Below are 17,027 nucleotides of genomic sequence, written 5' to 3' on the forward strand. Positions count from 1 at the left end.
AGTAATATAAATGACAAAGGCTTCATGATTGAAGCCTTTGTTTATTCATAAAGAAAAACTTTTAACGAGCAAGATTTTTAAACATGTGTCTCAAAATTTCCATGGTTTTTTCAATTTGCAGTGGTGTCAAACCATCAAATGATTGCTCTAGAATGACTGAAGTTAAATCATTAATTTTGATGATCATCTCTTTACCCTTGTCGGTGAGATAGACACGAGTAATACGACCATCTTCATTACAAGAGTAGGTCTCGATGTAACCTTCATCTTTTAAGCGATAAACAATTTTGGTTGTTGTCGACATTTTTGAGATGACCATATCTGATAGTTCAGATACGCTTGCATGAGGTTTAACATCTAATGCGATGAGAATACGACGACGTGAGTTGTCTAAGCCATATTTCTTAAGTACGTTATCGATGTTTTGTACGTACTGTGCATTTACTTGAGAAATCCAATAGTAAGGAAAATCTTCTAGCTTAAATGAATCGGCTGTAGGTAAAAAACGCGCATATTTCTTTGTCATTTCCCTCTTTCCCCCATGCTTTTATGAAGAGCGATATAGCGTAACGCTTAGATTCCATGAAATGTCTACAATTTCATTGCTAAAAACACAAGTTTCATAGCAGGTCGTTGATAGCCAATCTCTTTAAAGATAATGATGTAATCATCTTAATCAATAACAAAGGGAATTATCACAAAATTCACATAAATTTGTAATGAATGATGAATTCACCAAAGTAATTTAATTCAACGATATTCCAACGACTTCGCATTTCTGCTCATTTGTAGAATAAACGTATTGTAGAAAAAAAATACGCATTTTGACGTGACTTTTTTATAAAAAATTCTGTCTAAAATGTCATAAAAATACAAAATCAATATATTTAATAAATAAATAATCATTAAAAAACTAAAAAATACAGAACTTTGTATTAAACAACTGGTTGAAAAATATAATCCAGAAATATTGTGAAACAGTTGAATAAGGACATTCTTTATCACACTTCCACTTTTGGTGGCTTAATAAAGTTTTCTAGAGTGAATTTTTGTTAAGTATTTCTAATTAAAACTATCTTTTTATAAATATTTCTAACTTATGAGTTAAGTTATTAGGATTACTTTATAAGCTAGAGACTCAAAAAAAACGCATCTAAACAGGATTACAGATTTAGATGCGTAAACAGGAAAATAGTTTGTAGAATTGAACCTATATATGTAATTCGTTTTCAATTAATGACCATAGTTTTTGATGTGATTTTTTAAACATCAACATATGACCAATTTGCTTATAGCCGTGCTTTTGTGGGTTAAGCTCAACAAGCTTGGTTTTAGCATTTGGGTATAAGCGAAGTAAATCTTTGACATTGGTATGGGTTGCAATTTCATCATCACTGGCCCAAAAAGAAGTGATAGGGCACTGAATTTCTTGGTGATAATCTTCGAAAATACTTTTTCCAACTGCATTCATAACATAGCCAGGTTTACTGCAAAACTCAGCCCATTGCTTAGCAACATTTTTTGGTAGATTTTCGCCCATACCAATAAATTGAGTTGCTCCATATCCTTTAAATAGACTTGAAATAGGGAAAATTACATTAAACATTACTGGTGCGAGTAATTTAGTTTTACCTTTCAGACCTTTAATGTGTCCAGTAGAACCAGCGATAGCCAAAACTTTTGCTACTTTATGGTAGTTCGGCGTAATGCCCAGTAATTGCCCTCCAGCGCTGTGTCCAACAATAATCACTTTTTTTGCATTTGTGCGCTTTAATAATGTTTCAATGGCAGCAGGAATATCTAGCATTCCCCAATCATTAATGCTGGCTGTTGAATCCTTTAGTGCACCATGTAAGGATTCACCGATCCCCCTAAAATCAAAACTGAGGACGTTATAACCTTGTTGGCTTAACCATTCTGCAAAGGCATGATAAAAGGTTTTGGTAATACCAGTTGCAGGGCAAATTAAGATAGGTAGTGCGTTGATGTCCTTTTGTTGAGCAGGATAGAATTGAGCAGCAAGTTGATAGCCATCTTTACAACTTATCCAAAATGGTTCAAATGTTTTCATCTAAAACATACTCTATTTTTGATTCATTGTTCTACTTTACACAAGTTCCAAAAAGAAACTTGTCTAAAGTGTGACTCCTAAGTCAATTTTTCTGTAATATAGCAACAAAACGGAATGAAATTGATAATGGGGATACTTGGATGTATGAGTTAAAAGATGCAACACAAATTGCTATTGTATTTAGTGGGGTGTTTTTATGGATTGGAATGCTAACAGGTGTTTGGAAATATTATCAAATTAGACAAACAGAACAGGCAAGGGCGCATTACTATGTAGACATTGCTCATCGAAGTAGCTTGTTGTATGCCGCAGCGAGCTTAATCTTGGCTGTACTCAGTCATTTTACGATTCTGGCTGAGTCCGTTGTTTTATTTTGTGTTCTAGCCAATTTATTCTTTTTCGCAATGTCAATTTTGACTTATATCATTCATGGTTTATTAAAAGATACGACCAATCAGTTTAAACGTCCTCATCAGCTGGGACGTTTGACGCTTCCTACTTGGTCTATGACGATCATGATGTTAGCTTTGATTATAGTAGAGCTTGGTGCAACAGGCATTTTATTATTAGGAACGATGTTAAGTTTTTGGGGTTAAAAAATGGATGATCACTCATCCATTTTTCCTAAAGAAGTTTTCTTGCGTGCCAGACTTAATTGTCGAAACTTCTGATCTACAACAGCCCATACACAAAATGCTAGTGAAACAATTAATGCATAAGCAAAATATTCGGGTTTTAGGTTGCCTTTAATAGCGCCTTGAAACAATAACGTTGCCATTAGAGCAAGTGTAGTGATGGCATAAATAATTGAGTCATTGGTCTTCAGAGTGTTAATGAAGACTTGCTTGTTGAAATGTGTTGATAACATCTCCATCCCTCCTTGTTGCGATGACAAAACCATGTGTTTTTGTCGGAATTGTTATTAAAGTTGTACTTGGAATTTTCAATTTTTTCAATAGCTAAATGACTTCTTTTTTAGTGGAATTATTTGTAGGGTTGATTTATATAGTTTTTTTGTATTTCTGATGTGAGTTAAATCTATTTATTTGTTAAATATAGGTTATTTTTTATCTTTTAAGTATCATTTTATATCAAGCAGCGTGTGTTCCATAATTCACTTCAATTTGAATTCTGATCACTGATAATTTAGCGATAAATAGAAAAATGATCTGTCGTAAACAAAAAATGAACATTGGATAAAAGAACATTCTTTGTATAGCTAAAATCATGTTTGGGTAAAACATCATTTTAACGACAAATCATTTTAATCTTTACTGGTACAGATTCGATCTACAGTAATTGCGCAAACAAGAACGATCAAGGATGGGAGTAACCATGCAAGATTTTGTTCATTTAAGGGTAATTGCTCGATAAAAGCAGGCAAGTATGTTTCAAAACCTGCAGCTTTTATGGCTTCAATAATTCCAAAAAAGAAAGCAATAGCTGTTACTGAACCAACAACAAGGGATGGTTTTTTCCAATATTTCCAGAAAAAACTCAGCATGATGACCACAATCGCAGGTGGGTAAATTGCACTCAACACTGGAACTGAGAAAGCAATTAGTTTAGTTAAACCAAGATTTGAAATTAATAAAGACAAACCTGTGAGAATGAAGACTAGTAATTTATAGGATAAACCAGTTAGCTCGGTGAAATATTCGGCGCACGCACAGGTCAAGCCGATTGCAGTGACCATACAAGCGAGGAAAATTAAACCCGTAAGGAAATAAGAGCCATAGTCACCAAATGCATGCTGAACATATGCATGAAGAATGATTGCACCATTGTCAGCATTGGCTGCTACTTCATGACTGCCCAAGCCAAGTTTAAACAGGCTGATATAAACCAGAGTTAAGCCTAGACCAGCAATTAAACTTGCAATGATGGCGTATTTGGTAATAAGTTTAGAATCTGTGACCCCACGTGAGTGAATCGCTTGAATGATCACGATACCAAATACAAGTGCACCTAAGGTATCCATGGTTAGGTAACCACTTACAAAACCTTCTGATACTGGGCTTGCAATATAGTTGTTGATCGGGGGAGAGATCATTCCTGTTGGGATCGCAAATGCTGCGATACCTAAGATTGCCAATGCAATGATTTTTAGGGGTGCAAGTACATGGCCGACAGTATCTAAGAGTTTGTTTGGGTACAAAGACACAGCCATGACAAAAACAAAATAAATGATACTGTAGATGAAAAGACTACTGCTTGATGTTCCAAAATAAGGTGCAAAGCCAATCTCATAAGAAACGGTCGCCGTGCGTGGCGTAGCAAATAATGGTCCTACTGTTAGGTAACAGACGATCGTGAGAAGTAAACTCGAAAAACGTCCTAAGGGAGAGCTGATGATTTCAATTGAGCCTTGCATACGAGACAAAGCCATAATTGTGATAACAGGTAGACCTACTGCGGTGATTAGAAATCCAAAAGCAGCTAGCCATACATGTTCACCAGCTTGTTGAGCAACAATTGGTGGGAAAATAATATTACCAGCACCGATAAACAGTGCGAAGGTCATAAAACCTAAGGCAATAATATCTCCTGTACGGAGTTGGTTCATAAAAGCGGGATGATTAAATAAAAGTGCGGATTTTAGAACAGAAAGATGATCAATTGGAACCAATTTTATGTGAAAACTGGTTTATTTTTGACTAAAAAGAACATGTATAAATCAAAATATGATTTTGATTCATTTGAGTTATAGGTAAGTGTTTAAAAGTTCAGCTGATTTAATAGTTTATTGTTTTTTTCTATAATCAGCATTGAAATTAAATGTAAAATAAAAGTGTTATTTTAGTCATAAAATGATTGAAGATTTTTCTTTTGAAGCGTAAAACTATTCCGCATACTTATTGTAGCTGATCTTTTTAGCTGCATTTTTGAATTGAAATTGTTTTTTATAAGGAATATCTCGAATGAGAGCTTCTACTGTGACCATTAAGTCTGAACAAGATATTGAGAAGCTACGTATCTCTGGGCGTTTAGCGGCACAAGTATTAGAAATGATCGGACCTTATATTAAACCCGGCGTTTCAACAGAGTATTTAGATAATATTTGCAATGACTACATCGTGAATACATTGCAGGTTATTCCTGCAAATGTGGGTTACCATGGTTTTACCAAGACCACTTGTATTTCTGTTAATGAAGAGGTCTGTCACGCGATTCCTTCTGCTAAAAAGATTTTACAGGATGGTGATATCCTAAACATTGATGTGGCCGTGATCAAAGATGGTTATTTTGGTGATACAAGTCGTATGTATTTTGTGGGTGAGCCAAGTCCAGCAGCTAAAAAACTGGTTGAAACCACTTATGAAGCAATGTTAGCTGGTATTCATACAGTTAAACCTGGTGCGACTTTAGGGGATATTGGTTACGCAATTCAATCTGTGGCTCATCGCGAGGGCTATAGCATTGTTCGTGAGTATTGCGGGCATGGTATTGGGCGTGTTTACCATGAGCAGCCAAATATTCTGCACTATGGTCAAAAAGGTCAAGGCATGGTGTTAAAGAAAGGTATGGTATTTACCATTGAGCCTATGGTGAATGCAGGGAAACCTTTTGTAAAAGAGTTAAGCGATGGTTGGACTGTCATCACACAAGATAAATCTTTGTCTGCGCAATGGGAGCATATGGTTGCTGTGACTGATAATGGTTTTGAGTTACTCACACCATGGCCAAATGGAACAGGAAATTATCCACCAGTTTAATATTTCTTAGACTGTTAGATGAATAAAGCGAAAGGTTCGATTTAAGATCGAACCTTTTTTGTTGTGCACTGAGCTAACTCTTCCACTAGATAATCAATAAAAACGCGCACCGCAGGCAGTAGTCCTCGTCGTGAAGGATAAACAGCATGGAAAATACCATGAGGTGCCGTCCATTCTGGTAATACTCTGACCAGTTGCCCTGATTCTACAAAGTTTTGGGCAATACTATCAGGTAATAATGCAATTCCACAGTTTTGACTGGCTAGCTCAGTTAACATCAATAAATTTGAGCCCATAATCACGGGATTAACCTTAATCTTCTTTTGAATATTATTCGGTCCAGATAGTAAAAACTGTTGATCAAGATGATCTTCAGACATACTGATGATGCGATGATCAGTGAGTTGTTCCGGTGTGGTGACATGACCAAACTCGTTTAAATAGGCCTGACTTGCGAAAAGTCGTTGTTCGATTGTTTCAAACTGTCTTAAAACCAAGTTAGGGTCTTCATCAAGATTTGAGCGGACGCGTAGTGCGAGATCAATTCCTTCGTTAATCACATCAACCCGACGGTTACTAACCAGCATTTGCACTCGTACTTCAGGATATTTTTTTAGAAAAGTGGGTAGAATTTTAGCCATTTGGTTTTGAGCTATATCTACAGGTACGCTGACTTTAATTACACCTCTAGGTTCGCTGCTTAAATGGTTGACTACATCATGTGCAGCTTGTGCAGCATTCATCATGACCTGTGCATGACGATAGACATCCATACCAATATCTGTAACTGCAAAATGTCGAGAACTACGCTGAATTAGACGTACACCGAGTTGCTCTTCGAGGTTGTAAACGCGCCGACTGAGTTTTGATTTTGGAATATCAGTTGCGCGTTCAGCCGCACTAAACCCACCATGTTCAACGACTAGCGCAAAACAGTAAAAATCATCTAAATCGGTTAGCATTATTCAATTCCATTTCTGCAACATTCGATATTTTATAGATTTGTCGTTGCAAAAATAAGAGCGTATTCGATATTTTTTGTGAAGTAAAAAGTCCTTTATAATTCAGAAAATTTTTATGATCGATAAATATGACTTATCAACTCTTTGAAGTATCTGATGCTAGTGCGAATATTAGCTGTCCTTATTGTGACCAAGCAGTTTTAGATTGGACGCAAGAGCAATATATACAACCATGTGAACATACTTTGTTTATGGCAATGGATTTAGGGTTTGAGTTCATTGCTGATCGTTTTGAAGCAGCTTTGTCTCAATCAGTGGATGAAATTCACGATGATCCCAATATGAACATCTATGCAACAGTGACTCAGGCAAAATACTTAAATATACAGATTTTTAAAGCAGATTTGGGCGTGGAAGGGATGTTTCGTTATATCGGGTTTAGTAAAGACTAAGACTTTCTATTCTCAATTTCCAATAAAAAAGCCAATCATATGATTGGCTTTTTGCTTGATAGCTTATGCTTCAGGCGCTGGGCTATACTGTTCAACTAATGGCTTTAATTCGCCATTTTGGAACATTTCAAGCATGATATCGCTACCACCAATTAACTCGCCATTGATCCATAATTGTGGGAAAGTTGGCCAGTTCGCAATTTGTGGTAAAGTTGCACGAATATCTTGATTTTCCAAAATATTTACATAGGCAAATGGACGACCAATTTGGCTAAGTGCTTCTACTGCGCGAGCAGAAAAACCACATTGCGGGAATTGTGGAGTGCCTTTCATGTAAAGTAAAACAGGGTGTTTCGCAATTTGATCACGAATTAACGCTACTGTATCACGCGCTTGTTCCGTCATTAGATAGATCCTCAACTAAACTTCGGACATTATATACCTAAAAAAATCGCTTCGCCGAGCATTGCCCAAGATTTTTCTTGTATAAATGTGAGTTTATGCTTTCAATCTAGGCAAGTTTTTGCTTATATAACTTTTTTCCACACAACTACTGATAGATTGAGTTTGTTATGACAAATATTACTCTTGCTCCTGTGCAACCTGATCAACCGTCTCATCTTATGGCAACCTATGGTCGCCAAGCGATCAGTTTTGTGCGAGGACGAGGGGCGTATTTATATACAGCAGATGGTACCGAATATCTCGATGCTTTGACAGGAATCGCAGTATGTGGTTTGGGGCATGCACATCCAGTCATTGCATCTGCTATAGCAGAACAAGCTGCAACATTAGTGCATACCAGTAATTTATTTGAAATCCCTTGGCAAACGGCAGCTGCACAGAAACTTGCTGAAGTCTCTGGCATGGAAGAAATTTTCTTTTCGAACAGTGGCGCTGAATCAAATGAAGGAGCAATCAAAATTGCACGTAAGTTTGGGGCGCAACAAGGTATTTCAAATCCTAAAATTATCGTAGCTGAGCAGTCTTTCCATGGACGTACATTGGCAACTTTGTCTGCAACAGGGAATAAGAAAGTTCAGGAAGGTTTTGCACCATTAGTCGATGGTTTTGTTCGTGTGCCGTTTGGGGATGTTGAGGCGATTCAAGAAGCTGCGATTCATCATCCTGATATTGTTGCAATCTTGATTGAACCAATTCAAGGTGAGGGTGGTGTTAATACTGCACCACAAGGCTTCAGTTATCTTGAAGAAGTACGTGCGTTATGTAATCAACATAATTGGCTCATGATGCTTGATGAGATTCAAACTGGGAATGGTCGTACTGGTAAGTATTTTGCTTATCAACACACCAATATTATTCCTGACGTGATGACAACTGCTAAAGGCTTAGGTAATGGATTTCCAGTCGGTGCAGTGATGACGCAAGGGAAAGCTGTTGGAATACTCGGTGCGGGAAGTCACGGTTCTACTTATGGTGGAACTGTATTGGGTTCACGTGTGGTTTATACCGTAATTGATACGATTCAACAAGAAAATGCGGTAGAGAATGCAGCAACGGTTGGGGCGTATATCGTTGATCAATTAAGAGCTCAACTCGCTGAAAATAATGTTCAAGTGCGTGGTTTTGGTATGATGATTGGCATTCAACTACCTAAGGATTGTGCTGAATTAGTTGCAATTGCACGAGATCAATATAAATTGATTATTAATGTAACTGCGGGATCCGTGGTTCGTTTATTACCACCATTGAATATGACTCAAGCACAAGCAGATGAATTATTACAACGTTTGGTTCCTGCTATTCGTAATTTCCTGACAGCATAAGTTTTATTTTGTCTCGTCCTGAAATAGGTTGACACCTATTTTCATTAAAACGCCCGATGCACCGCATCGGGCGTTTTGTATTTTAATGCTAAGTGCGGTCTACGTGTATTGTAAATCTTCACGGACTCTGCAACCATTTGAGCTGCCTCTTCCAAATTGTTAGGTTTCTCTAACAGGTACTCATTCTTCAGTATGCCATTCACGCGTTCTGCTAATGCATTTTGGTAGCAATCATAGCCATCCGTCATTGAGCAGCGGACACCGTGCCGCTGGTGCATCTGTTGATATTTGACAGAACAGTATTGTATGCTTCGATCCGAGTGATGAACCAATTGAGTATCTTTAGATTTCCGTTGTCTTAATGCCTGCTGATAAGCCTTTAATACCAAATCAGTTTTCAGATTGTCATCAACATAATAACCAATGATCTTTCTTGACCATGCATCCGTCACCAGACTTAAATACGCTTCTCCTGTTTTAGTTGGCAAATAAGTAATATCAGCAACCCATAACTGCTCAGGGCGTGTTGGAATGACTTGATTCAGAGTACCCTGCTTCAACAGATTTGGATGACACCGAAACCGATGGTGACTATTTGTCGTCTTGTGATAAGCTCGTTTAGGTCGAACCAATAGGCGGTGGACTCTGAGTAAATCAAATAATCTATCCCTACCAATACGAATCGAATTTAAGGTGAGTAACAAATGCTGCAATTTCCTCGTCCCTAAGCGAGGATGCCACATCCGTTCCAACTGCACTTGTTTTAAAACTATATGGTTTTGCTCGTTTTTATGCACCTCATGCTGACATTGTTTGTAATAGGCTTGTCGGCTTATACCTAAATAATGACAGCTTTGTCTGATACTTAGCCCTGTCGCTTTCTTGCTTTGGATAGCTTGCCTCGTGGCTTTTTTACGATACTGACTCCATAGTCTCGCTCTAAGATATTCACAATTTCCTCAAAAAGCTCTGCCTTTTGTTGCGTTGCAGCCAATTGTTGTTCGAGTTCTTTAATTCTTTGCTCTGGGGTGAGTGGTATCGATGATTCTGACATGGATATACCTCTAGCATGGGGCAGTGGCCGACCTTTACTCCAGTCTAAGAGACCATGCTTGCGAAGCCAAACTAGAACAGTAGAACAACCTTGGATGCCATATCTATCTTGTGCTTGCTTATAGGTCATTTCGCCTTTTTCGACTTGATCTACAACAGCTAATTTAAAAGCGAGAGAATAATCTTTTTGGGTTCGCTTAACGATTGTTTTCATGACACTCTCCTTTTCTTTGATAGAAAAGTGTCAACCTTATTTAGGACGGGTCATTTCTATAAAAAAGGGCAATTTTATATTGCCCTTTTTTTATTCAGGAATTTAGCCTGAAATATACTGTTGTAGCTGTTCAATTAAAATACGTTGATCTTCCATTGCGGCTTTAACTAAATCGCCAATGGAAATAAAACCAACTAGCTTGTCATTTTCTAATACTGGTAAATGGCGTAAATGACGATCAGTCATCAGCTGTAAACACTCTTCAACTGTGTTGTTTAAACTTACGGTGATGACTTTAGAGGTCATAATATCCGCAACCAACGTACTATTTGATGAACGCTCCATCAAAGCAATCTTACGGGTATAGTCACGTTCAGAAAAAATTCCAATGACTTTTTCATCTTCTGCAACGACTAAAGCCCCAACGCCTTTGTCGGCCATAATTTTAATTGCTTCAAGTACAGTCGAATTTGGCGAGATTGTAAAAATAGATTGTTCAGCTTTATTTTTGATGACTTGAGCAACGATTGTCATTGTTTATTCCACCTGTATTGTATTGTCGTTTTCATTTAACTTAACGGTATTTTTTTTAATTGCAAAGCCCTAATTGCAGCTTAATGATGACTTTTTATACATATTCTGAATAAAAATATCCGTTCATGTGTCTAATTTCTCCTAAACAGCTATAGCAGTTTGATGATGCATAAAGAAAAAGTGCTGCATCTGTTGTGTAGAGAGTTTAAATTTGCAATGAGATGAGTTAAAGAGAGCTGGTTCTACTTGCAAACGCGTCAGCAATGGAAGTAAGGATTCATGAAAATCTTTTGATGTGATTTTACGCGGTTTGTAGTGTTTCCAATTTGACTGAGCATAGCGATGTGCTTGAACACCGTTGAGCCAAAAAGGAAATACATGTCCATTTTGATCAGACTTAATTGCCCAACCATCATGATAAAGACCCCAAAGAACTCCGCAATACATCATTGTTTTTAGAATTGATATTTTAATCATCAACTCACTTGATACTGGTTTGAAATGATTGAACCGATACATGTCGTTAAACTGATCTTATTTAAACTTATGTTTTATTATAAGAAATCTAGATGGCATTTATGTTTAAACTATTCATATAAATCGTAAGCAAATATTCTAGGTGATGAAAACATGCCTATAACTACGATTCATGTAGGGGATAACATAGGAGAGATTTCATGCTAATTTTAAAAACAATTGAGCGACTAAAGCTTTGATGTAGCGCAAGACAAACGAAGTGCGTAGTCTCTACTTGAAAAATGTATTATAAATGATCAGGCATAAAAAAACGCCACCTGAGCAAGGCAAAGCGATTGTAGCTTTGATGTAGCGCAAGACAAACGAAGTGCGCGTAGTCTCTATTTAAAAAAGTATTATAAATAATCAGGCATAAAAAAACGCCACCTAAGTGACGTCTCTTTATGCTTTTAGGGTTGCCATCTTTTGCCAGTATTGGGCTTTCAAAGAGTCTCGTTCGACTCGGAAACCTTGATAGTACAATTCTGCTAGAAATAACGCTGCTTTACCATGTCCTGCTTGTGCAACTTGTTCAAGATCTTTTACTGCGTCTTGAAAGTTTTTCTGCGATTGGATTGTATTTACCGCATTCGCATAAACATGCTCTAGTTCATGTTGTGTAAAATGTTGAATCATATATAACTCCTTATTTTAATTATGATTACCGCATATTCTATTCGAAGCTACATTGCTCCGAATTTAAGCTAATTTATCACTTGTTTGTGAAGTTATTATGACAAAATTAATTGAATTGTCAAATAACCAAAGTGACTGAGCAGATTTTTATTTACATTAAATAAAAGCTTACACGATGAAACACTCTGTGCAAATTATTTTAAGTAAAATCAAAGTGAGAAGAATAGAAAAGGAGAAAAATATGTCACATACAATTGATGGTTTAAGCTTTGATATGCCGCCAACTGAGAATCAAATTATTGCTTTAGCACATCATCATCGCAAATTGCTTGATGAGGCTGTTTTTCATCAAGAGATCCACCTTGGTGATTATTGTTTAGCGCAACGTAAACGTGTTTATGATTTTGCGATAAATCTTAGTCCTCAAGAAAAAGATCGTTTTTACGAAATTTACAATGGTGAGCTACTTAGAATTGCAGATGAAGATGATTTGCATCCAGCAGATGCTGAAAGTGGAGTTGGGATGTTTGCGATATTTATAACCTTGCTCATTATTGCATTTATTTTATATTTTGCTTTCGTGCGTACGCTAACAAGTTAAATAGTTGGATATCCGGTAGGTGTTGCGTTATTGGTTGAAAAACAATCTTTAACGCATACTTTGCTAGACATTGATGAATGTTGATACTTGCTCTAAGTGAGGTAGATACATACACTGCTTCATAACACTGAGGTTGGTTATGTTGTCTATCATTTCTAAACATAAAATTTTGCAGTCTAAGTATCGACTGAAACTAGACCGATTTTTTAATATTTTGGTCATTATTGTTATTTTGTCTATTTTTATAGTGGGTTATAAAGCTTTACTACGCCCAGTGAATGACCAGCAACTTGATCATGTAATTCAATTATCTCTGCAAGCAAGCCACCCTAGGACGCAGTCGATGGCTAAAGAGATTTTAAAGTATCCTAGAATTCAAAAATTCAGCTATTTACGTCTCATGCATGCCTATCAATTTGAATCAAATCTGATTAAACAATATCCAGCAATGGCACGAGAGGATGAGTAGTTTTAAATCAAAATTTTTAATGATAAATGAATGGTTTATGTCAGTCGGGAAAAAGAAATCAATTTGTGCTAGACTGACAATCTTTTTTAAAAGCTGCTTTATTCTCAAGGAATCGACATGCAACAGCAATCGAACATTCAAAATAAATTCTTGATAGATGCTGACATCGGTGATGATGATGTTACCCTGCCAAGTTTACCTGCTGTCGATGTTCCGATTATTGAACCTGCAACACCAACAACAGTAGAACAAACGCCTACTGTTGTTTCTGTGGAGTCAACTACACCTGTTGTCGAAGAAGAAAAATCAGGTGGTTTCTTTGGTCGCATGAAAGATGGTTTAACCAAAACACGCCGTAGTTTTACGGATGGTATGGTGAATATCTTGATTGGTGGTAAAGAAATCGATGATGAATTATTAGAAGAAGTTGAAGAGCAATTATTGGTTGCTGATATTGGTGTCGATGCTACCAAAACGATTATTGCAAACTTGACAGAACGGACAGCACGCGGTGATTTGATTTATTCACATGCATTGTACAAAGCACTACAAGAAGAGTTAGTTGCATTGCTTGCTCCGCGTGTTAAGCCCTTACATATTGACCCAAATAAGTCTCCTTATGTGATTCTTATGGTCGGTGTAAATGGTGTTGGTAAAACGACAACTATTGGTAAACTAGCAAAACGTTTACAGGGTGAGGGCAAGAAAGTGATGTTGGCTGCGGGTGATACTTTCCGTGCAGCTGCCACAGAGCAATTACAGATTTGGGGAGAGCGTAATGACATCCCCGTTGTTGCTCAGGGTCATGGTGCTGATAGTGCATCAGTGATTTTTGATGCTTTTGAAAGTGCTCGTGCTAAAGGGATTGATGTATTAATCGCAGATACGGCTGGACGTTTGCAAAATAAATCTCATTTGATGGAAGAACTCAAAAAAGTTAAACGTGTTATGCAGAAGATTGATGCAACTGCGCCACATGAAATTATGTTGATTGTTGATGCTGGTACAGGTCAAAATGCAATTAATCAAGTGCAATTGTTTGATGAAGCAGTTGGACTAACGGGTATCACGATTACCAAGTTAGATGGCACAGCAAAAGGTGGCGTGCTTTTCAATATTGCAAGCCGTACCCATGTTCCAATCCGATATATTGGTGTAGGTGAAAAGATTGACGATTTACGTCCATTTTCAGCTAAATCATTTGTAGCAGCATTGTTTGAAACAGATAAATAATGAAATTCTGCTAAAAAGGCCCCATATAAGGGGTCTTTTTTATAGTCTGAGAATAGTGTTGTTTCAAAAACGAAACGATCTGTTATATTTTTTAGGCTATTACAGGAAAATGAGTCGTTATACACTACATTCAATCCAAGATAACTCCCATCGGGTACAGGTAGGAATAACAACATGAGTAACTTTTTAAATAGCATTAAAGCACGCCGTACAATCTATGCCATTGGTAAAAATGTTTCAGTTGATCAAGCAACGATTGAAGAAACCATTCGTGAGGCTGTAAAGCAAAGCCCATCATCTTTTAACTCACAAACATCACGTGTTGTCACTTTATATGGTGCGTCACATACAAATTTCTGGAATATTGTGCGCGAAACATTACGCAAAATCGTACCAGCTGAAGCATTTGAAAGCACCAATGCAAAAATTGATAGTTTTGCTGCTGGCTTTGGTACAGCGCTATTTTATGAAGATCAAGATGTTGTAAAAGGTTTACAAGAACAATTTGCATTGTATGCAGATAACTTCCCAGTATGGTCAGAACATTCAAGTGCCATTGCGCAATTTGCGACTTGGACTGCGTTAGCTGAAATTGGTATCGGTGCTTCATTACAGCATTACAATCCAATCATCGATGAAGAAGTTGCGGAAACTTTTGCGATTCCTGCTAATTGGAAACTACGTGCTCAGCTAGTATTTGGTTCAGTTGAAGCACCAGCTGGTGAAAAAACCTATATGGATGATGCAGCACGTTTTAAAACTTTTAACTAAAATTGTCGTGAAATAAAAAGGGCGCTTGTGCGCTCTTTTTTGTAATAAGAAAAAACAGTAAGATTGGGCAAAAGTGGTATGGTCTTTAACGGCAAATATGAGGTATATATCACTTGATGGGAGAAGGCTTAAGATAGGTCATTCGCCTTATTGTCATAAAATAGTCATAATCTCGTAGCATAGTGCATACGGTTTCATAAATAGTTTATATCGAGAAAAGTCTAATGTCTTTAAGAGTTGGTATTGCTGCTTTCGGGTTGTTATTCAGTGGTTCTGTTTTTTCAGCGGTTACAATTACTGCGCCTGAAGAAATCGTTATTGTTGCGGTGAATGGCCAAGAGGTAAACTCTGGTTTATTACCTTCAAGTAAAAATAACTATCAAGTTGATGCTGGTGACATAACTCTGAATGTTCGATACCGTGAGTATTTTGAGCATTTAAGTGGTGAGCATGACATCGTGAGATCGGGCGTTGTCACCATTCAAGCTCCAAATTTAAAAGATAACCAAAGCTATCGTTTGGGTTTGGTTAATGCTCCAAAAGATTTTGAAGCCGCAAAAAAATATGCCGAACAGCCTACAGTTGCACTTTATGACCAAAATAAGAAATTGATCGTACAACAAACTGGTGCTAATAATGAGGCAAAACCTTGGTTCACTGGTAGTGGTTTATTAAGCCGAACACTTGATCTAACTCAAAAGAATAAAAATAATACCGCTAATCAACCTGCAGCCGTATACGCAGGTGCAAAACCAACAATAGCTGAGCCTGTTGCTACAGTTGCAACAACATCTAATAATGCTAACAGAACCACTGATCAGCAATTGGTTGAGTTGTGGCAAAAAGCCTCTAAAGCTGAACGTCAAAAGTTTATGGCTTGGTTAGCTGGTCAGAGTAACTAACGTATTTATAGTTTAGTGAAGCCGATGTTATCATCGGCTTTTTTATTAAAAAGATATAACGAAGAAATGATGAGCTTAAAAATTAGAAAAGCAATAAGGCATGATGTAGATCAACTTATAGAATTATTGAACATAGCATACAGAACGCGGTCTGGTCGCAGTTGGACCACGGAAAAAGATTTAGTAGAAGGCAGTCGGATAACGGAAAAGCAATTAAATGATGAGCTAGAAAAAGAACAATTTGAATTATTTGTGGGTGAAGACGAGCAGAACAAAATTATTGCGTGTGTGGGTTTAACATTTGATGGTAGCAGTGTAGAGATAGGTACATTTGCAGTTCACCCTATGATCCAAAATCTAGGCTGTGGTCGTAAAATGCTTAATTTCGTTGAGCAATATATTATGGTTAATCATCCTCAAGTTTCTGATATTTTCATGAGTGTTTTAGATCTAAGACAAGAATTAATCGCTTATTATCAACGTCGTGGTTATCAAAAAACAGGAAAGATGTTGCCTTATCCCTTAGATGCGGAAGTTGGCTTACCTCTGACATTCATCCAACTTGTTGAATTAAAAAAGAAGATAAAATGCATTTTGTAATTGCATTTAAATTACATTGTATGTGTTTGGTGTTAAAAAAGAGGCATTTCGAGTTTAACCTAAAATGCCTCTTTACTTGATCGTTGTATAAGCTTTAATTACCGACCCAAATATAATAGCCCAAAACCATGAGTGGCCATGCAACATATGGACTGAATAACCATTTCCATAACCAAAACTTGGGAATAAATCCTACACCATGAATAAAGCCACCAGAAATTCCAATCATAACCAACATCAGTAAGCTATGGTTGTAATTTCCCTGAGCATCTAACATTAAGGCAGGATGTACCAGTAAAATAGCTGCGAGTGGCAATGCCAACAGAAACGAAATGGTCATTGCAAATACATGCGCTTTACTATTTTTCGGTGTTGTCATTGCTTTTGCCATTTCAGGATTCCTCATCTAGATTTTGATGATGTTCGATATATAGTGCACTCAGAACACCTGCAAAACATGCCATTAAAATGCCTAGAATCCATGCAAAGTACCACATATCATTGCTCCTC

At 37.1% G+C, this 17,027-nt stretch carries 22 protein-coding genes; 10 read left to right on the forward strand and 12 right to left on the reverse strand.

Annotated features, from left to right (window positions below; all coding sequences use genetic code 11):
* Window positions 1-61: 61 nt before the first annotated feature.
* Entirely contained in the window at window positions 62-526 is a 465-nt protein-coding gene (locus tag F927_RS00405) for a MarR family winged helix-turn-helix transcriptional regulator (RefSeq protein WP_004639282.1), read from the reverse strand.
* 684 nt (window positions 527-1,210) lie between these two features.
* Window positions 1,211-2,071, reverse strand: a complete 861-nt coding sequence (locus tag F927_RS00410) for an alpha/beta hydrolase family protein (RefSeq protein WP_005080485.1) — start codon at window positions 2,069-2,071, stop codon at window positions 1,211-1,213.
* Between the two features lie 140 nt (window positions 2,072-2,211).
* Between F927_RS00410 and F927_RS00415 the strand changes: the two genes are divergently transcribed.
* Entirely contained in the window at window positions 2,212-2,667 is a 456-nt protein-coding gene (locus F927_RS00415; RefSeq protein WP_004639279.1) for a hypothetical protein, read from the forward strand.
* An 11-nt stretch (window positions 2,668-2,678) separates the two neighbouring features.
* Here the strand turns inward: F927_RS00415 and F927_RS00420 are convergent, their stop codons facing one another.
* Complete coding sequence (locus tag F927_RS00420) at window positions 2,679-2,939, reverse strand: hypothetical protein (protein WP_005080487.1); 261 nt, start codon at window positions 2,937-2,939, stop codon at window positions 2,679-2,681.
* A 396-nt stretch (window positions 2,940-3,335) separates the two neighbouring features.
* The gene (gene brnQ, locus F927_RS00425; protein ID WP_005080489.1) at window positions 3,336-4,637 is read right to left on the reverse strand and encodes a branched-chain amino acid transport system II carrier protein; all 1,302 of its coding nucleotides are present in this window, start codon (window positions 4,635-4,637) and stop codon (window positions 3,336-3,338) included.
* A 355-nt stretch (window positions 4,638-4,992) separates the two neighbouring features.
* Here brnQ and map point away from each other — a divergent pair, with 355 nt between their 5' ends.
* Entirely contained in the window at window positions 4,993-5,787 is a 795-nt protein-coding gene (map, locus tag F927_RS00430) for a type I methionyl aminopeptidase (protein ID WP_005080490.1), read from the forward strand.
* A gap of 41 nt (window positions 5,788-5,828) precedes the next feature.
* Here the strand turns inward: map and F927_RS00435 are convergent, their stop codons facing one another.
* Window positions 5,829-6,749, reverse strand: coding sequence for a LysR family transcriptional regulator (locus F927_RS00435; RefSeq protein WP_004639272.1), 921 nt, complete (start codon window positions 6,747-6,749; stop codon window positions 5,829-5,831).
* A 128-nt stretch (window positions 6,750-6,877) separates the two neighbouring features.
* On the opposite strand from F927_RS00435, the gene F927_RS00440 reads away from it, so the two are divergent.
* Complete coding sequence (locus tag F927_RS00440) at window positions 6,878-7,201, forward strand: hypothetical protein (RefSeq protein WP_005080492.1); 324 nt, start codon at window positions 6,878-6,880, stop codon at window positions 7,199-7,201.
* Between the two features lie 63 nt (window positions 7,202-7,264).
* Here the strand turns inward: F927_RS00440 and grxD are convergent, their stop codons facing one another.
* Complete coding sequence (gene grxD, locus F927_RS00445; RefSeq protein WP_004639270.1) at window positions 7,265-7,606, reverse strand: Grx4 family monothiol glutaredoxin; 342 nt, start codon at window positions 7,604-7,606, stop codon at window positions 7,265-7,267.
* 167 nt (window positions 7,607-7,773) lie between these two features.
* On the opposite strand from grxD, the gene F927_RS00450 reads away from it, so the two are divergent.
* Window positions 7,774-8,988 carry an aspartate aminotransferase family protein gene (locus tag F927_RS00450; protein WP_005080494.1) on the forward strand — a complete coding sequence of 405 codons (1,215 nt, stop codon included), beginning with the start codon at window positions 7,774-7,776 and terminating at the stop codon, window positions 8,986-8,988.
* Between the two features lie 44 nt (window positions 8,989-9,032).
* Here F927_RS00450 and F927_RS00455 read toward each other — a convergent pair.
* The 4 genes from F927_RS00455 to F927_RS00475 all read right to left on the reverse strand — a co-directional run bounded on the left by F927_RS00455 (window position 9,033) and on the right by F927_RS00475 (window position 11,941).
* A protein-coding gene (locus F927_RS00455) for an IS3 family transposase (protein WP_100222745.1) occupies window positions 9,033-10,255 on the reverse strand; the annotation gives its coding sequence in 2 pieces (ribosomal slippage) (window positions 9,033-9,904 and window positions 9,904-10,255; 1,224 coding nt in all).
* Between the two features lie 102 nt (window positions 10,256-10,357).
* The gene (locus tag F927_RS00465) at window positions 10,358-10,789 is read right to left on the reverse strand and encodes a CBS domain-containing protein (RefSeq protein ID WP_004639268.1); all 432 of its coding nucleotides are present in this window, start codon (window positions 10,787-10,789) and stop codon (window positions 10,358-10,360) included.
* A gap of 141 nt (window positions 10,790-10,930) precedes the next feature.
* A complete protein-coding gene (locus F927_RS00470; RefSeq protein WP_004639267.1) occupies window positions 10,931-11,308 on the reverse strand; it encodes a DUF2750 domain-containing protein in 378 nt (125 codons plus the stop codon).
* A 399-nt stretch (window positions 11,309-11,707) separates the two neighbouring features.
* Window positions 11,708-11,941, reverse strand: a complete 234-nt coding sequence (locus tag F927_RS00475) for an SEL1-like repeat protein (protein WP_004639266.1) — start codon at window positions 11,939-11,941, stop codon at window positions 11,708-11,710.
* 241 nt (window positions 11,942-12,182) lie between these two features.
* Between F927_RS00475 and F927_RS00480 the strand changes: the two genes are divergently transcribed.
* The 6 genes from F927_RS00480 to F927_RS00505 all read left to right on the forward strand — a co-directional run bounded on the left by F927_RS00480 (window position 12,183) and on the right by F927_RS00505 (window position 16,517).
* Window positions 12,183-12,542: a hypothetical protein gene (locus F927_RS00480; RefSeq protein WP_005080500.1), complete on the forward strand. Its 360-nt coding sequence runs from the start codon at window positions 12,183-12,185 to the stop codon at window positions 12,540-12,542.
* Between the two features lie 139 nt (window positions 12,543-12,681).
* On the forward strand, window positions 12,682-13,011 hold the full coding sequence (locus F927_RS00485; protein WP_005080502.1) for a hypothetical protein: 330 nt from the start codon (window positions 12,682-12,684) through the stop codon (window positions 13,009-13,011).
* Between the two features lie 117 nt (window positions 13,012-13,128).
* A complete protein-coding gene (gene ftsY, locus F927_RS00490) occupies window positions 13,129-14,244 on the forward strand; it encodes a signal recognition particle-docking protein FtsY (protein ID WP_005080505.1) in 1,116 nt (371 codons plus the stop codon).
* Window positions 14,245-14,418: 174 nt separating this feature from the next.
* Window positions 14,419-15,015, forward strand: coding sequence for a nitroreductase family protein (locus F927_RS00495; RefSeq protein WP_004639262.1), 597 nt, complete (start codon window positions 14,419-14,421; stop codon window positions 15,013-15,015).
* 224 nt (window positions 15,016-15,239) lie between these two features.
* Complete coding sequence (locus tag F927_RS00500) at window positions 15,240-15,917, forward strand: YccT family protein (RefSeq protein WP_005080508.1); 678 nt, start codon at window positions 15,240-15,242, stop codon at window positions 15,915-15,917.
* Window positions 15,918-15,941: 24 nt separating this feature from the next.
* On the forward strand, window positions 15,942-16,517 hold the full coding sequence (locus F927_RS00505; RefSeq protein WP_005080511.1) for a GNAT family N-acetyltransferase: 576 nt from the start codon (window positions 15,942-15,944) through the stop codon (window positions 16,515-16,517).
* A gap of 94 nt (window positions 16,518-16,611) precedes the next feature.
* Here the strand turns inward: F927_RS00505 and F927_RS00510 are convergent, their stop codons facing one another.
* Both F927_RS00510 and cydX read right to left on the reverse strand, forming a co-directional pair.
* Complete coding sequence (locus F927_RS00510) at window positions 16,612-16,908, reverse strand: cyd operon YbgE family protein (RefSeq protein WP_005080513.1); 297 nt, start codon at window positions 16,906-16,908, stop codon at window positions 16,612-16,614.
* Between the two features lies 1 nt (window position 16,909).
* Window positions 16,910-17,014, reverse strand: coding sequence for a cytochrome bd-I oxidase subunit CydX (cydX, locus tag F927_RS16715; protein ID WP_005080515.1), 105 nt, complete (start codon window positions 17,012-17,014; stop codon window positions 16,910-16,912).
* Window positions 17,015-17,027: the final 13 nt, after the last annotated feature.

This window comes from Acinetobacter haemolyticus CIP 64.3 = MTCC 9819 (assembly GCF_000369065.1).
GTDB classification, from domain to species: Bacteria; Pseudomonadota; Gammaproteobacteria; order Pseudomonadales; family Moraxellaceae; genus Acinetobacter; species Acinetobacter haemolyticus.

Excerpts from the sequence above, each read along its gene's own strand:
- F927_RS00450 (WP_005080494.1), top strand. The coding sequence starts at position 7,774 with ATGACAAATATTACTCTTGCTCCTGTGCAACCTGATCAACCGTCTCAT.
- F927_RS00505 (WP_005080511.1), top strand. The coding sequence starts at position 15,942 with ATGTTATCATCGGCTTTTTTATTAAAAAGATATAACGAAGAAATGATG.
- F927_RS00470 (WP_004639267.1), bottom strand. The coding sequence starts at position 11,308 with ATGTATCGGTTCAATCATTTCAAACCAGTATCAAGTGAGTTGATGATT.
- ftsY (WP_005080505.1), top strand. The coding sequence starts at position 13,129 with ATGCAACAGCAATCGAACATTCAAAATAAATTCTTGATAGATGCTGAC.
- F927_RS00500 (WP_005080508.1), top strand. The coding sequence starts at position 15,240 with ATGTCTTTAAGAGTTGGTATTGCTGCTTTCGGGTTGTTATTCAGTGGT.
- cydX (WP_005080515.1), bottom strand. The coding sequence starts at position 17,014 with ATGTGGTACTTTGCATGGATTCTAGGCATTTTAATGGCATGTTTTGCA.
- F927_RS00440 (WP_005080492.1), top strand. The coding sequence starts at position 6,878 with ATGACTTATCAACTCTTTGAAGTATCTGATGCTAGTGCGAATATTAGC.
- F927_RS00435 (WP_004639272.1), bottom strand. The coding sequence starts at position 6,749 with ATGCTAACCGATTTAGATGATTTTTACTGTTTTGCGCTAGTCGTTGAA.
- F927_RS00415 (WP_004639279.1), top strand. The coding sequence starts at position 2,212 with ATGTATGAGTTAAAAGATGCAACACAAATTGCTATTGTATTTAGTGGG.
- F927_RS00510 (WP_005080513.1), bottom strand. The coding sequence starts at position 16,908 with ATGGCAAAAGCAATGACAACACCGAAAAATAGTAAAGCGCATGTATTT.
- F927_RS00480 (WP_005080500.1), top strand. The coding sequence starts at position 12,183 with ATGTCACATACAATTGATGGTTTAAGCTTTGATATGCCGCCAACTGAG.
- brnQ (WP_005080489.1), bottom strand. The coding sequence starts at position 4,637 with ATGAACCAACTCCGTACAGGAGATATTATTGCCTTAGGTTTTATGACC.
- F927_RS00405 (WP_004639282.1), bottom strand. The coding sequence starts at position 526 with ATGACAAAGAAATATGCGCGTTTTTTACCTACAGCCGATTCATTTAAG.
- F927_RS00485 (WP_005080502.1), top strand. The coding sequence starts at position 12,682 with ATGTTGTCTATCATTTCTAAACATAAAATTTTGCAGTCTAAGTATCGA.
- F927_RS00410 (WP_005080485.1), bottom strand. The coding sequence starts at position 2,071 with ATGAAAACATTTGAACCATTTTGGATAAGTTGTAAAGATGGCTATCAA.
- F927_RS00475 (WP_004639266.1), bottom strand. The coding sequence starts at position 11,941 with ATGATTCAACATTTTACACAACATGAACTAGAGCATGTTTATGCGAAT.
- grxD (WP_004639270.1), bottom strand. The coding sequence starts at position 7,606 with ATGACGGAACAAGCGCGTGATACAGTAGCGTTAATTCGTGATCAAATT.
- map (WP_005080490.1), top strand. The coding sequence starts at position 4,993 with ATGAGAGCTTCTACTGTGACCATTAAGTCTGAACAAGATATTGAGAAG.
- F927_RS00495 (WP_004639262.1), top strand. The coding sequence starts at position 14,419 with ATGAGTAACTTTTTAAATAGCATTAAAGCACGCCGTACAATCTATGCC.
- F927_RS00465 (WP_004639268.1), bottom strand. The coding sequence starts at position 10,789 with ATGACAATCGTTGCTCAAGTCATCAAAAATAAAGCTGAACAATCTATT.
- F927_RS00420 (WP_005080487.1), bottom strand. The coding sequence starts at position 2,939 with ATGTTATCAACACATTTCAACAAGCAAGTCTTCATTAACACTCTGAAG.